This window comes from Collimonas fungivorans (assembly GCF_028292705.1).
Taxonomy (GTDB): Bacteria; Pseudomonadota; Gammaproteobacteria; order Burkholderiales; family Burkholderiaceae_D; genus Collimonas; species Collimonas fungivorans_B.
Genome location: NZ_JAQGLV010000151.1, coordinates 1 through 13824, shown reverse-complemented (window position 1 = coordinate 13824; position 13824 = coordinate 1). Strand labels below are relative to the sequence as shown.

Below are 13824 nucleotides of genomic sequence, written 5' to 3'. Positions count from 1 at the left end.
GCCGGGTCAAACCGTTATGGCAAAGAATTGTTACTGTCAAGCAATTCGAAAATTTCACTTTTTCCTGTCGCAATCGCCACCTAACTGTAGGTGAGCGACCATATCCCCGCTACAATCGCGTTGTTACCATCCTGTCTAGCTGCGTCATGATTTCCTTCGGCATTACCGATTTTGGCCTGTTCCTGATGGCTGTCCTGCTGCTCAATGCCACTCCCGGCCCGGATACCGCCTATATTGTCGGCCGCAGCGTGGCGCAGGGCCGACGCGCCGGCCTGCTGTCCGCGCTTGGCATCACCGCCGGCTGCTGCATCCATGCGACCCTGTCGGCCTTCGGCCTGACGGCGCTGCTGGCAGCCTCGGCCACCGCCTTCATGGCGGTCAAGCTGGCGGGCGGCGCCTACCTGGTGTATCTCGGGATCAGGATGTTGCTCAGCAAGAAAGCTGCCGCCAGCGAACAGCAGCCGCAGCTGGACCTGCGTTCGCACAAGACGATTTTTGTCCAGGCCCTGATCACCAATGTGCTCAATCCCAAGGTGATCTTGTTTTTCCTGTCTTTTTTCCCGCAGTTCGTGCGCCATGATTCGCCGCACAAGATCGCTGCCTTCTTGCTGCTTGGCGCAGTATTTTCGGTCGTCACGCTGTGCTGGAACAGCGGCACCGCCATGCTGGCCGGCACCCTGACACGGCACGCCAGCAACAATCCGCAGATCAAGCACTGGCTGGAACGCACGGTAGGCGCCGCTTTCATTGCCCTGGGCATCAAGCTTGCGTTAACTAAAAACTGAACAAGAACCGATTTTCCAACAACCCATACCCGCAGAACCGACCTGAACCACTTGTGACCTATTCGACCCTCAAAAAAGACTCTCTCGCCTTTAGCCTGTTAGGCGCAGCCCAAGCCATCGCCCTGGTGCGCGACGGCGCGGCGCTGCCGCAGGCGCTGACCCAGGTATTTGCACAATCGGCAGCGCCGGCGCCAACGCGCGGCGCGATCCAGGACATCGCTTACCGCACCATGCGCGGCATCGGCCGCGCCGAAACCTTGCTCGGCAACCTGGCCAGCCGGCCGCCGGAACCTACCCTGCTGCATTGCCTGCTGTGCGCGGCCCTGTGCCTGCTGGCCGATGTCGACGATCCGGCTTACGAGAATTTCACGGTGGTCAACCAGGCCGTCACCGCGGTCTCATCCGATCCACAGATGGCCCACGCCAAAGGCATGGTGAATGCGGTGCTGCGGCGTTTCCTGCGCGAGCGCGAAGCGCTGGTGGCGGCTGCCATCAAAACCCCGTTCGGCCTCTGGAATTATCCGGTGTGGTGGATAGACCGCATGAAAGCTGCCTACCCGCAGCAGTGGCAAGCCATCCTCACCGCCGGCAATGCAGCGCCGCCGCTGACCTTGCGCGTCAACCGCCGCAAGACTTCGGTCGCCGCTTACCTGGACACTTTGGCAAGCCACGCCATCACGGCACGGCAGATCGGCCCCGACGCAATACGCCTGGACACAGCCATGCCGGTAGCCCAGATCCCCGGTTTTGAAGACGGCCTGGCCTCGGTGCAGGACGCCGCCGCCCAGCTTGCCGCGCCGCTGCTGGACCTGCAAGACGGCATGCGGGTGCTGGACGCTTGCGCCGCCCCTGGCGGCAAGACCGGCCACATCCTGGAAACCGCCGCGGTCGAGCTGACCGCGCTGGACAACAATCCCAAACGCTTGCTGCGCATCACCCAGAACCTGCAGCGCCTGCAACTGCAGGCCAAGCTACAGCTGGGCGACGCCGGCACCGGCAGCCAGGGCGGCGACTGGTGGGACGGCCAGCTGTTCGACCGCATCCTGGCCGACGTCCCCTGCACCGCCTCCGGCATCGTGCGCCGCCATCCCGACATACGCTGGCTGCGGCGCAAGACCGATACCGAGCAACTTGCAACACTTTCGGCAAAGATTCTGGACAATCTTTGGCAGATGCTACGCCCGGATGGTAAATTGTTACTCGTAACATGTTCCGTATGGCCACAGGAATCGGAAGCCCAGGCAGTCGCCTTTGCCGCGCGCAACAATGCGCGCAGGCTGCCGGCGCCGGGGCAGCTGCTGCCGACCGCCGATGCCGAACACGACCATGATGGCCTGTTTTACGCGCTGTTCCAGAAGTGCTGAGTCCTTATAGTACTAACACCCTTTTGCGATAACTTTTTACCATACCTGAAACCAGTGACGCGACCATTGCCTCAATTCATAAAATACTGGCTGCTGGCCTTGCTGCTGGCTCTGTCTTTTAGCCCGCCGTCCTTTGCATCGGATGGCGTTGAATTGAGTCAGGCCCATATCGAAGCCAGCGACGACGGCTACCGCCTGTCGGCGACGTTTTCCTTCGATCTCAACCGCGGCCTGGAAGACGTGATCAACCGCGGCGTCACCCTGTATTTCACCACCGATATCGAGCTGACGCGACCGCGCTGGTACTGGTTCGATGAAAAGGCGATTACCGCCACCCAGACCATCCGTCTGCAATACAACGTCATCACGCGGCGCTATAACGTTGCCATCAACGGCAGCCTGCAGCAGAGCTTCAGTACGCTGGACGAGGCCTTGTCCCTGATCCGCCGCCCCAGCCGCTGGCTGATCGCCGACAAGAGCGCGCTCAAGCAGGGCGAGGTGTACCGGGTCGCGGTGCGCATGGGCCTCGACCTCGGGCTGCTGTCCAAGCCGTTCCAGGTCAACGCACTCAACAATAGCGACTGGCGCTTTTCTTCCGACTGGAAGAGTTTCAACTACAAGGCGGAATAGCCGTGTCGCGCGCATTACGCTATCTGCTGGTGGTAGGCGGCGCCATTGTCTGTGTCCTGTTGTTCCTGCTGTCTTCGGCATCCGCCAATTCTGATTTTTTCAACCAGCACTACACCTGGCTGCTTGGCTTGAACGTGCTGATGGCGGTGGCGCTGTTCTTGCTGGTCTGCCTGCTGCTGGTACGCCTGTACAAACGCTACAAACGCCGCAAGTTCGGCTCCCGGCTGACCGCCAAACTGGTGCTCATGTTCGCGCTGGTCGGCATCTTGCCGGGCGCCGTGATTTACCTGGTGTCGGTGCAGTTCGCGTCGCGTTCGATTGAATCCTGGTTCAACGTACACGTCGAGACCGCCTTGCAGGCCGGCGTCAACCTGAGCCATGCCGCCCTGGACGCATCGCTCAGCGACCTCAGCGCCAGGGCGCGTACACTGGCGGCCGAATGGTCGGAACTGTCCAACTCGGCGCAGGCAACCCAGCTGGGCCGGCTTGGCGACCAGAACCTGGAAGCGTCAATCGTCACCGCCAACGGCCAGGTGATCGCTTCCGTCGGCGGCCACCTGGGAACCCTGGTGCCCAGCTTGCCGACCGCCGCGATGTTGCAGCGGGCGCGCTTGCCGCGCGGTTATGCCCAGCTCGATAGCGACCTCGACGCCCCCGGCAGCAGCGGCAAACCGGAGAACGGCAATGACGCTGCCAACCTGCGCCAGCGCGTGATCGTCGCCATTCCGGCGCCGCTGAGAAGTTCGTCCTTGCAAAACGAAACACATTTCCTGCAAATGATACAGCCGGTGCCGGCCTACCTGGCCTCCAACATCGGCCTCGTCGCCGCTGCCTCGGCCGAATATCAAGAGCTTTCGGTAGGCCGTACCGGCCTGCGCAAAATGTATACCGGGACCCTGACCCTGACCTTGCTGCTGGCTGTGTTCGGCGCCATCGTCAGCGGCTTCCTGATCGCCACCGACCTCGCCAAGCCCTTGCTGCTGCTGGCCGAAGGCACCAAGGCCGTGGCCGAAGGCAACCTGTCGCCGCGGCCGATTGTCGCCACCTCGGACGAACTGGGTGTCCTGACCCAATCCTTCAACCTGATGACGCGCCAGTTGTACGACGCCCGCGCCGCCGTGGAAAAAAACCGCAGCGAGCTGGAAAACGCCAAGGCCTACCTGGAATCGGTGCTGGCCAACATGTCGGCCGGAGTGATGGTGCTGGACGGCGATTTCCGCCTGGTCACCAGCAACCAGTCGGTGGGGCGCATCCTGCAATACGATTTTTCGCCGCACATCGGCCAGCCGCTGACCATCATCGACGGCCTGGCCCACTTCGCCGAAGTCATCGTCAACGCCTTCTCGGAACAGAACGCGCAGTTCGCCACCGGCAAGATCGGCGCCGAACTGCTGCACTGGCAGCAGCAGATCGAGATCCCGCGCCGGGTCGACAGCGGCGAGAACAGCGACAGCGACGACATCATCCTGCTGGCGCGCGGCTCGCGCCTGCCGGTAGAAAACCGTACCGGCTACGTGGTGGTGTTCGACGATATTTCCGACGTCATCTCCGGCCAGCGTTCGATCGCCTGGGGTGAAGTGGCGCGCCGCCTGGCGCATGAAATCAAGAATCCGCTGACGCCGATCCAGCTCTCGGCCGAACGCCTGCAGATGAAGCTGGAAGACAAGCTGATGACCCAGGACGCGGCGATCCTGAAGAAAAGCACCGACACCATTGTCAACCAGGTGGCCGCCATGAAGCGCATGGTGGACGATTTCCGCGACTACGCCAAGACGCCGCCGGCGGTATTGGGCGAGCTGGACCTGAACGTGCTGGTGGCCGAAATCCTGCACCTCTACCTGGCCGGCGACGAGCGCGACATGATCCATGCCTCGCTGGCGCCGGACCTGCCGCTGATCATGGGCGACGCCACCCAGCTGCGGCAGGTGATCCATAATCTTTTGCAAAACGCCCAGGACGCCGTGCTCGACCGCGCCGACGATGCGACCCCGCCGCGCATCGACCTGGTGACCGAGCGCGTCAGCTATCAAAGTTCGGACGGCCTGTCGCGCACCGCGGTACGGCTATCGATCACCGACAATGGTTCGGGATTCTCGCCCAAGATACTGGCCCGGGCCTTCGAACCCTACGTCACGTCGAAGCCGCGCGGCACCGGCCTGGGTTTGCCGATGGTGAAAAAAATCATCGACGAACACGGCGGCCGCATCGATCTGCAGAACCGAAGCGACACAAAGGGCGCAAAAATCCTGATTTTGCTGTTAAAGTTAGCCACGAATGCCGATTCGGCCATAATTTGATCGAGAACAGCTGCAAATTGACGATTTGCTGATATAGCATACGTATCCGGACGCGAAAATAAAATAAATAGACATTGATAACTTAACTGGACTGTCCGAACAGTCCATACAGTGGGATTTGATGCAACAGGAAATGGGAAGGCTACCGCATGGCTAACATCCTAGTCGTTGACGACGAAATGGGAATTCGGGAATTGCTCTCGGAGATTTTAGGTGACGAGGGGCATGTAGTAACCGCCGCGGAAAATGCACAACAGGCTCGCGAATTTCGTCACGGCGGCGTGCCCGATCTGGTGCTGCTCGATATCTGGATGCCGGATACCGACGGCGTCACCCTATTGAAGGAATGGCAGCGCGACGGCTTGCTGACCATGCCTGTCATCATGATGTCCGGCCACGCCACTATCGACACCGCGGTAGAGGCGACCCGCATCGGCGCCCTGAATTTCCTGGAAAAACCGATTGCCCTGCAAAAGCTGTTGAAAGCAGTCCAGCAAGGCTTGTCGCAAGGTCCCAAGACCGCCCGCGCCCCAACCCTGTATCCGCAGCCGGCCGCGGCTTCCGGCGAATCGAATGATACGGTGGTCACCGCCGGCGTTTTTAACAATCCGGCGTCGTCGGAAGCGGCCCATATCACGGCGCTGCCATCGGTGGCGGTCGCCTCCGAGAGCCTGTTCTCGTCTTCGTTCGGCCTGCCCCTGCGCGAGGCACGCGATGCTTTCGAGCGCGCCTACTTTGAATATCACCTGATCCGCGAAAGCGGCAGCATGACCCGGGTGGCCGAAAAAACCGGACTGGAACGCACCCATCTGTACCGCAAATTGAAGCAGCTCGGCGTTGACCCAGGAAAGTTGTCCAAAAAAGGCGGATGACCCTCACCACCCTGGTCAGCGGCGGCTCGGCCGGCATGCGCGAAGCCGCCATCTACGACGCCCTGGAGCAAGACTTGGCACGGAGCGGCGTCCATCTCGCTACTGCCCTCATACTAGAAGGCCTGCCTGACGGCAAGCCGGCGACACTGCCGCCTGGACTCGAACAGGATCTCGATATCAAAAGGATTGCGCCCGGCTGTTTTTGCTGCATCGGCAACCTGACCTTGCGCGTCACCCTGAACCGCCTGCTGCGCAAGCCGCCGGCGCGCTTGTACATCAGCATCGCCGACAGCACGCACCTGGCGCAGCTGCGCGCTTTCCTGCTGCACCCGCCCTACGACGATTTCCTTGAGATGACGCCTGATCTGGCGGTCTGACGGCCCTTTTCGGAGCTGCCGTGCGGCTATGCAGCATTTGCTTTAATATGGACGCAACTTTCCTTCGGTTTGCCTCTCTAAATATCTGCTTCGAACAATCAAAAGAATAATACCGATAGCAACCGCCTATATACACTCTTTAACAAATCCTATTAGCACTCAACAATAGAGAGTGCTAATATATTCAAGTCAAAGGTCTGATCGTTGATCTACCGGCAGCTTCAGCTGGCCGGACAGCAAGGAGAAAGAATGAAGAATCCGTCCGTCAACACTGCATTAATGCCCACCGACACCAGCGCCCTGGCGCTCGGCTTTTCCGGTACGCTGGGGAATATTGACGCGTATATCTCGGCAGTCAATCGCCTGCCGATGTTGACACACGATGAAGAAATTTCTTTGGCGCAACAATTACGCGACAAAAACGACCTCGGCGCCGCCCAGAAGCTGGTGCTGTCGCATTTGCGCCTGGTGGTTTCGATCGCCCGCGGCTACCTCGGCTACGGCTTGCCGCATGCCGACCTGATCCAGGAAGGCAATATCGGCCTGATGAAGGCCGTCAAGCGCTTCGACCCGGACCAGGGTGTACGGCTGGTGTCGTACGCCATGCACTGGATCAAGGCCGAAATGCATGAATACATCCTGAAAAACTGGCGCCTGGTGAAAGTAGCCACCACCAAGGCGCAGCGCAAGCTGTTTTTCAACCTGCGCAGCCACAAGGAAGGCCTGGACGCCATGACGCCGGCCCAGGTCGATGCGCTGGCCAAGACCCTCAACGTCAAGCGCGAAGAAGTGATCGAGATGGAAACGCGCCTGACCGGCCGCGACATCGCACTGGAAGCACCGACCGACGACGATGACGACAAGTTTGCACCGATCGCCTACCTGTCGACCGAAGCGCAAGAGCCAAGCAAAGTGCTGGAAGCGCAACGCTACGACCGCATGCAGTCGGAAGGCCTGGAATCGGCCCTGAGCAAGCTGGACGACCGCTCCCGCCGTATCGTCGAAGCCCGCTGGCTGGCCAACGACGACGGCTCCGGCGCCACTTTGCATGAGCTGGCAGACGAGTTTGGCGTATCGGCCGAACGGATACGCCAGATCGAGGCGGTTGCGTTGAAGAAGATGAAGGGTTCGCTGGCGGCGTTTGCCTGATAAAGGTATTGCCGATCTTGCAGCCCAAGCCTGCAAAAGCCCCGCCAGCCAACGCTGCCGGGGCTTTTATTTTGTCCCCGAAATCGTTTCCCTGGGTGCTACACTAATCGCTACTTACCTGCCGAGCACGATTAATGACGGAAGAAAGAAACATCCAATCGGCGTATAAAGTGCTTCTGATCGGCGGATACGGCTTTTTTGGAAGAAGGCTTGCTGAACGCCTTGTGCTCGACCCCCTTCTTCATGTCACGATTGCCGGCAGAGACATGGCCGCAGCGCAGGTGCTGGCGGATTCCCTGAATCGACGAACTGCAACCGAGCGATTCTCCGCATCCCGGATTGATGTGTCCGAAGCAGGACTGGCAACGCGGATCCGCGCAAGCCAGGCCGATATGGTGATTCACGCCAGCGGACCGTTCCAAGGACAGGGATATGAAGTGGCTCGCGCCTGCATTGAGGCGAGAGTCCATTATGCAGACCTGGCGGACGGGCGCGATTTTGTCTCTGGCATAACAAAACTGGATGCCGACGCCAGGCAAGCTGATCTGTTTGTGACGAGCGGCGCCAGTTCGGTGCCGGCCCTGTCCAGCGCAGCGGTGGATGAGCTGACTGGAAATTTCAGCGAACTGCACGGCATCGACGTCGGCATCAGCCCCGGCAATCGCACCGAACGCGGGTTAGCGACTGTCAGCGCGATCCTCGGTTATTGCGGGGCCGCATTTCCACAATGGCGCGCAGGACGCTGGCAGCAGGCCTTCGGCTGGCAAGGACTGCGCCGGCAGAATTACCTGGCGCCGGTTGGCGGCCGCTGGCTGGCAAACTGCGATGTCCCCGACCTTCAGCTTTTCCCCGAACGCTATCCAGGGGTGCGACGCGTTTCCTTTGGCGCCGGACTGGAGCTGCCATTACTGCATTTCGGCGTATGGCTGATGAGCGGAATGCGCCGGGCCGGACTGGTGCAAAACTGGTCGCGCCACGCGGCGATCCTTAAAAAACTCAGCGACCTGTTCATCCGCTTCGGCTCCGACGCTGGCGCCATGCACGTTGAGCTGGATGGACTTGGAATCGATGGCGAAAAACAGCATCGCCGCTGGACGCTAATTGCCGCAAACGGCGACGGTCCTTATGTCCCGGTTTTGGCCAGCGCCATCCTTGCCGGCAAGCTCGCCCGCAATCAAATCACACGCCGCGGCGCATTTCCCTGCATCGGCATCCTCAAGCTTGAGGATTTCCGCGATGCCATGCACGGACTGGCGATCACTACGGAGAGCAACACAAGATGAGTCCTGCAGATTCACTCTATCGCCAAGTGCTAGGTGCAGACTTCGATTCGCTCGACCGCGAACTGCAGATATTTCACAACATGGCCGGCAACGTCAGCTTGCCGGGCAGATGCGAGGTGAAGAGCCCGCAAACCGTCATCGGACGCCTGATGGGCAGGGTGTTTTCGTTGCCGAAAGCAACGGCAGAAACCGATTTCCTGTTTGAGCTGGATGCCGATTCCCGGCAAGAAACCTGGCGCCGCCACTACCCTGGCCGCACGATGATTTCGCGCATGCAGGTCAAGTCCGGAACGCTGGTCGAACGCCTGGGTCCGGTAGATTTACACTTCAAGCTGAAGACTGACAACGGCCGGCTGACAATGCTGCTCCAGCGCATAACTGTGTGCGGTATTCCGTGCCCGCGATTTCTCGTGCCGTCGGTGCTGGCGGAAGAAACCGCCTCCCCAGGTAAACTGCATTTCAATGTGGCGGCGTATTTGCCGCTGGTCGGCGTGCTCGCCGAGTATCGTGGTTATCTGAAAATTGAACAGGAAGAGATCGCCATATGATCATCGTGTTCGATGCAAAATGCCTGCTCTGCTCCAGATGGGTGCAATTCCTGCTAAAGCACGACCAGCGACGGGTATTCCGGTTTGCTTCGATTCAGTCCAAGGCGGGTATGGATCTGCTTGCCCGGGCCGGCTTGAAGATCACCACGCTTGAGACGCTGTTGCTGGTTGACGGCAGACGTACTTATCAGCACACGGCCGCAATTTTCAGGGTCCTGCATCAACTGGGGTTCCCGTGGAAGCTTGCCTGGATAGCATGGCTGCTGCCATCCTTCATCAGGGACGCCCTCTACCGCTGGGCAGCCCGCAACCGCTATCGCATATTCGGCCGCAGCGATGCATGTTTTCTGCCGAACGCCGAACATCGCCTGCGCTTCATGGAAGACCCAATGGAGAGTCGTTAATCGCCGGATAAAAAAAAGCAGAACCGCACAGGATTCTGCCTTGATTGAGCAGGAACGACAGAGACACCCTGTCGATTATTTCAGCAGCAGCTTCAGGTCGTGGGCAATCGGATCAGGCCCCTGGCCGTGGCGCACGAACAGGCGGATGTGGCCTTCCTGATCGAACACATAGCTGCCGGCGGTATGGTCCATGGTGTAGCTGCCCGGGGTCTTGCCGGGCACTTTCTGGTAGAACACGCGGAATTCCTTGGCCACCTTGTCGGTCGCTGCCTGGTCGCCGTACAGGCCGACAAAACTCGGATCGAAAGCCGGCACATACTTCGACAGCAGCTCCTGCGTATCGCGCTCCGGATCCACGGTGACAAACAGGACCTGCACCTTGCTTGCCTGCGGCCCCAGTTCCTTCATCACGTTCGCCATTTCGACCATGGTGGTCGGGCAGACGTCAGGGCATTGGGTATAGCCGAAAAACACGACTACCGCCTTGCCCTTGTAGTCGGCCAGCGTGCGCGGCTTGCCGGTATGGTCGGTCAGGGCGAAATCGCGGGCGTAGCCGAGGCCGGTGACGTCGGTGTTGATGAAAGCACTGTTGGCCGGCGACAGCGTCATTTCCTGGCTGCCGCCCGCCGACTTGTCGCCGCAAGCGGTTAAAGACAAAGCCGTCAGCAAGCCGGCCACAACGACAGGAATAACACGCTTCATGTTTGCTTTCAGAATTTGAGGTAGTGATCGACCAGCAAGGCGGCGAACAGCAACGACAGGTAGACGATCGAATAGGCGAAGGTCTTGCGCGCGATCAGGTCGGTGTAGTGCTGGTAGATCTGCCATGCGTACCAGAGGAAGATCAGGCCCAGCACCGCCGCGCTGGCCAGGTAGATCAGGCCGCTCATGCCGACCGCGAACGGCAGCATGGTGGTCGCAACCAGGGCGATCGTGTACAGCCAGATCTGGAACTGGGTGAATTTCATGCCGTGCGTGATCGGCAGCATCGGCAGGCCGGATTTGGCGTAGTCGTCGCGGCGGTACATGGCCAGCGCCCAGAAATGCGGCGGGGTCCAGACGAAGATGATCAGCACCAGGATCCAGGCTTGCATCGGCACGTCGTTGGCGATTGCAGCCCAGCCCAGCGCCGGCGGCATGGCGCCGGCCAGGCCGCCGATGACGATATTCTGCGGCGTCGCCGGTTTCAGGATGATGGTGTAGATGATGGCGTAGCCGAGGAACGTGGCGAAGGTCAGCCACATGGTGAGCGGATTGACGAAGTTGTACAGCACCCACATGCCGAGCCCGCCGATGACGCCGGAAAACACCAGGGTCTGCGGTACAGTGATTTCGCCGCGCGCCATGGGCCGGCGGGCGGTACGCGCCATGCGCGAGTCGATTTCGCGCTCGACCAGGCAATTGATGGCAAAAGCGGCGCCGGCCAGCAGCCAGATGCCGATGGTGGCGGCGATCAAACGTTGCCAGCCCGGCAAACCCGGAGTCGACAGGAACATGCCGATCACCGCGCAAAACACCGCCAGCTGCGTAACGCGCGGCTTGGTCAGCGCCCAGTACTGGGCAATTCGATTAGGTGGTACGGTCAAAGCGGTCATGGATGCGGGTTGAGGCGGTCAGCAATTACTGGATGGCTTGGCGCCCCAAAAACCGGAGATACGCCAGGAGCTAGTCTAGTCTTATAGTTTAACATGACCAGCAACAGCAGCAGCAGCGCCGCACCACCGTTGTGCGCTACGGCGATGGCCAGCGGCCAGTTCAGGAAAATGGTAGACAAGCCGGTAAGCAATTGCAAGCCGACAACGATCAGCAGCCAGCGGCCGGTTTTTTGCAGGCCTTCGGTACGCAAGGCTTTGCAAGCCAGCCAGACGACGAAGGCGATCACCACGAAAGCGAAGCTGCGATGGGTCCAGTGGATTGCCGTCAGGGCCTGGAACGACAGGAATTCGCCGTCAGCGGTCATGCCCAGGTGGCGCCATAGGGTGAAGCCGTTAGCGAAATCCATCTGCGGCAGCAGCGCGCCATGGCATGTAGGAAAATCGGTGCATGCCAGGGCAGCGTAATTGGTGCTTACCCAGCCACCCAGGGCAATCTGCAGGACCAGCAGCAGCAGGCCGGCCAGCGCCGGCTTGACCAGACCGGCAGCACCGGCCGCCACCGGCGCGTGGCCGCTTTGGCGTGCGCCCAGCCAGGTCAGCATCGCCAGCAAGGTCAGGCCGAGCAGCAGATGGGTGGTGACGATCACGGGCTGCAGTTTTTGCGTCACGGTCCAGGCGCCGAAAGCGCCTTGCAGGCAGACGAACAGGAACAGCCAGGTCGGAAACCACGGTGAAAACTTGCTGTCCTGCGGCACAGTCGACTTGCGCGCCTTGAACCAGCGCATCCAGGCGATCGCCATCAGGGCGATGATCAGCACGCCGACCCCCATCGCGAAATAGCGGTGGGTCATTTCGATCCAGGCTTTCATCACCGTCACCGGACCGGTCGGCATGGCTTCCTGGGCGGCGCTGATATGTTCGTGCGCCTGCAGCGGATTGGAGTGGCCATAGCAGCCGGGCCAGTCGGGACAGCCGAGGCCGGAATCGGTGAGCCGGGTGAAAGCGCCGAACATGATCAGGTCGAAGGTCAGGAACAGCGTCACCCACACCAGCTTGCGGTATTTATTGGTGTCGCTGGAAACCCAGACCACGCAGAACGCCAGCAAGGCCACCAGCAGTCCCATGCTGCCGAGCTGGATTAACATAGGCGTTGTCATCGCAAACTCATCCTATCGCCGACGCCCGCAGCAGCTTGGACAGGTCTTTTTTCACCTTGCTTGGATCTGCGTCTTTGGGAAAGCGCATCATCAGGTGGCCGCGCGGATCGATCAGGTAGATATGGTCGGCGGCGCTGGTGCCGGTTTCGGTCGGCAGCCAGGCTTTCAGCAGCTCCGGCTTGACCCGCAACAGCCTGGTGCCGTCGTATTCGCGCATCACCATGGTCGGCAAAGGCTGGTCGTCGGTAATCAGCCAGACCCGCTCGATCCTTTCCATTTCCTTGCCCTGCATCAGGCGCAGCTGGCGCATTTCGAACAGCTTGTCCTGGCAAGCCTTCTGGCAATCGCCGCCGTCGGCCTGCAGCATCAGCCATTTGCCTTGGTAGGCGTCGAGCGTGAGCGGCTTGCCGTCAAGCGCGGTGCTGCCCAGCTCTGGCACGGGGTAGGCGCGCGGATCGAGCAGCTCGCCGTAATTGTTGCGGCTTTGCGGCTTGATCACGTAGTACGTGAAATAGGAAGCAATCATGGGCGCTGCGCATATCGCAATCACCACGAACAGTTTCCAGCGGCCGCGCCAGCGCAGTTTGTCCTCAGCCGGGCTGGGCTGGCTTGTCAGTGTTTTCTGGTCCACGTCTAAATCCTGTCACAACAAAAAAAATCAAGGCCATCACGGCCAGTGCATACCACTGGAACGCGTAGCCGCGGTGCTTTTCGATACCGAGCGAGGGCCGGGGCCAGTCGCGCAGCAAATGGTCTTCGGTGTTGCTGGTCTGTTCGATCACGAACGGCTGCAGCTTGAACTTGCTGGCTGCGGCAAATTCGCTGATCGCCAGGTTCTGCACAATCGCCTGAGGGCGCAAGGGACCGGCATCGCCCAGCTGCAGGACGTGGCCGAAATCGCGCCTGACCAGCCCTTCTATCTCGACCGTGCCGGCTGGCGTCGGGTAAGACGGCAGCTTGCTGCGATCGGCCGGATCGCGCGGCAGCCAGCCGCGCGCCACTAGTATGTAGTTAGCCGCCCCCGTATCCGACGCCGCCAGCTTGAACGGCATCAGCACATAAAAGCCCGCCACGCCGTTCAAGGGACGGTTGTCGAGATAGACCGGCCAGCCGGCCATAAATTCACCGCGCAGCGCCATGCGCCGGAACTCCAACTGGTCGACGTCCTGTACGGCGTCGCCAAGCTTGACGGTGGCGTCGGCTTCGCGCTGCAGCAATCTGCTTTCAATTGCCTGTTTCTGGTCGCCGCGCCGGGTTTGCCATTGTGCCAACGCGATGCCCAGCACCACCAGCAATACGGTCACCACGAAGGGGATCAGCCGAAATCTGAATCTGAACCGGAATCCGATTGGCATTACAATAT

The 13824-nt window shown here is 60.4% G+C and carries 15 protein-coding genes; 10 read left to right on the top strand and 5 right to left on the bottom strand.

Annotation, left to right across the window (positions count from 1 at the left end):
• The first annotated feature begins 146 nt into the window (after positions 1-146).
• The 10 genes from JWQ61_RS07785 (at position 147) to JWQ61_RS07740 (ending at position 9709) form a co-directional block, all read left to right on the top strand.
• Positions 147-785 carry a LysE family translocator gene (locus tag JWQ61_RS07785; RefSeq protein ID WP_061538795.1) on the top strand — a complete coding sequence of 213 codons (639 nt, stop codon included), beginning with the start codon at positions 147-149 and terminating at the stop codon, positions 783-785.
• A 53-nt stretch (positions 786-838) separates the two neighbouring features.
• Complete coding sequence (gene rsmB, locus JWQ61_RS07780) at positions 839-2149, top strand: 16S rRNA (cytosine(967)-C(5))-methyltransferase RsmB (protein WP_304360020.1); 1311 nt, start codon at positions 839-841, stop codon at positions 2147-2149.
• Positions 2150-2239: 90 nt separating this feature from the next.
• Positions 2240-2779 carry a DUF4390 domain-containing protein gene (locus tag JWQ61_RS07775; RefSeq protein ID WP_304360022.1) on the top strand — a complete coding sequence of 180 codons (540 nt, stop codon included), beginning with the start codon at positions 2240-2242 and terminating at the stop codon, positions 2777-2779.
• A 2-nt stretch (positions 2780-2781) separates the two neighbouring features.
• A complete protein-coding gene (locus JWQ61_RS07770; protein ID WP_304360019.1) occupies positions 2782-5076 on the top strand; it encodes an ATP-binding protein in 2295 nt (764 codons plus the stop codon).
• A 149-nt stretch (positions 5077-5225) separates the two neighbouring features.
• The gene (locus tag JWQ61_RS07765) at positions 5226-5948 is read left to right on the top strand and encodes a response regulator (RefSeq protein WP_304360018.1); all 723 of its coding nucleotides are present in this window, start codon (positions 5226-5228) and stop codon (positions 5946-5948) included.
• Positions 5945-6325 (top strand): GTPase, encoded by a 381-nt coding sequence (locus JWQ61_RS07760; protein ID WP_304360017.1) that lies wholly within the window; start codon positions 5945-5947, stop codon positions 6323-6325. Before JWQ61_RS07765 ends, JWQ61_RS07760 begins: the two co-directional genes overlap by 4 nt.
• A gap of 249 nt (positions 6326-6574) precedes the next feature.
• Positions 6575-7474: an RNA polymerase sigma factor RpoH gene (gene rpoH / locus JWQ61_RS07755; RefSeq protein WP_061538789.1), complete on the top strand. Its 900-nt coding sequence runs from the start codon at positions 6575-6577 to the stop codon at positions 7472-7474.
• 134 nt (positions 7475-7608) lie between these two features.
• Positions 7609-8757, top strand: coding sequence for a saccharopine dehydrogenase family protein (locus JWQ61_RS07750; protein WP_304360016.1), 1149 nt, complete (start codon positions 7609-7611; stop codon positions 8755-8757).
• Positions 8754-9305, top strand: coding sequence for a DUF4166 domain-containing protein (locus tag JWQ61_RS07745; RefSeq protein WP_304360015.1), 552 nt, complete (start codon positions 8754-8756; stop codon positions 9303-9305). Before JWQ61_RS07750 ends, JWQ61_RS07745 begins: the two co-directional genes overlap by 4 nt.
• Positions 9302-9709, top strand: a complete 408-nt coding sequence (locus JWQ61_RS07740; protein ID WP_304360014.1) for a thiol-disulfide oxidoreductase DCC family protein — start codon at positions 9302-9304, stop codon at positions 9707-9709. Before JWQ61_RS07745 ends, JWQ61_RS07740 begins: the two co-directional genes overlap by 4 nt.
• Before the next feature lie 75 nt (positions 9710-9784).
• On the opposite strand, the gene JWQ61_RS07735 is transcribed toward JWQ61_RS07740, so the two are convergent.
• The 5 genes from JWQ61_RS07735 to JWQ61_RS07715 are packed head-to-tail and all read right to left on the bottom strand — an operon-like array spanning position 9785 to position 13768.
• The gene (locus tag JWQ61_RS07735; RefSeq protein WP_304360013.1) at positions 9785-10411 is read right to left on the bottom strand and encodes an SCO family protein; all 627 of its coding nucleotides are present in this window, start codon (positions 10409-10411) and stop codon (positions 9785-9787) included.
• An 8-nt stretch (positions 10412-10419) separates the two neighbouring features.
• Complete coding sequence (cyoE, locus tag JWQ61_RS07730; protein ID WP_304360012.1) at positions 10420-11304, bottom strand: heme o synthase; 885 nt, start codon at positions 11302-11304, stop codon at positions 10420-10422.
• Entirely contained in the window at positions 11301-12449 is a 1149-nt protein-coding gene (locus JWQ61_RS07725) for a heme A synthase (RefSeq protein WP_304360011.1), read from the bottom strand. The genes cyoE and JWQ61_RS07725 overlap by 4 nt, the downstream gene beginning before the upstream one ends.
• A gap of 19 nt (positions 12450-12468) precedes the next feature.
• Complete coding sequence (locus JWQ61_RS07720) at positions 12469-13092, bottom strand: cytochrome C oxidase subunit I (RefSeq protein ID WP_304360010.1); 624 nt, start codon at positions 13090-13092, stop codon at positions 12469-12471.
• The gene (locus JWQ61_RS07715) at positions 13052-13768 is read right to left on the bottom strand and encodes an SURF1 family protein (RefSeq protein ID WP_369684886.1); all 717 of its coding nucleotides are present in this window, start codon (positions 13766-13768) and stop codon (positions 13052-13054) included. The genes JWQ61_RS07720 and JWQ61_RS07715 overlap by 41 nt, the downstream gene beginning before the upstream one ends.
• Positions 13769-13824: the final 56 nt, after the last annotated feature.

Excerpts from the sequence above, each read along its gene's own strand:
- JWQ61_RS07745 (WP_304360015.1), top strand. The coding sequence starts at position 8,754 with ATGAGTCCTGCAGATTCACTCTATCGCCAAGTGCTAGGTGCAGACTTC.
- JWQ61_RS07750 (WP_304360016.1), top strand. The coding sequence starts at position 7,609 with ATGACGGAAGAAAGAAACATCCAATCGGCGTATAAAGTGCTTCTGATC.
- JWQ61_RS07740 (WP_304360014.1), top strand. The coding sequence starts at position 9,302 with ATGATCATCGTGTTCGATGCAAAATGCCTGCTCTGCTCCAGATGGGTG.
- JWQ61_RS07785 (WP_061538795.1), top strand. The coding sequence starts at position 147 with ATGATTTCCTTCGGCATTACCGATTTTGGCCTGTTCCTGATGGCTGTC.
- JWQ61_RS07765 (WP_304360018.1), top strand. The coding sequence starts at position 5,226 with ATGGCTAACATCCTAGTCGTTGACGACGAAATGGGAATTCGGGAATTG.
- JWQ61_RS07760 (WP_304360017.1), top strand. The coding sequence starts at position 5,945 with ATGACCCTCACCACCCTGGTCAGCGGCGGCTCGGCCGGCATGCGCGAA.
- JWQ61_RS07735 (WP_304360013.1), bottom strand. The coding sequence starts at position 10,411 with ATGAAGCGTGTTATTCCTGTCGTTGTGGCCGGCTTGCTGACGGCTTTG.
- cyoE (WP_304360012.1), bottom strand. The coding sequence starts at position 11,304 with ATGACCGCTTTGACCGTACCACCTAATCGAATTGCCCAGTACTGGGCG.
- rpoH (WP_061538789.1), top strand. The coding sequence starts at position 6,575 with ATGAAGAATCCGTCCGTCAACACTGCATTAATGCCCACCGACACCAGC.
- JWQ61_RS07725 (WP_304360011.1), bottom strand. The coding sequence starts at position 12,449 with ATGTTAATCCAGCTCGGCAGCATGGGACTGCTGGTGGCCTTGCTGGCG.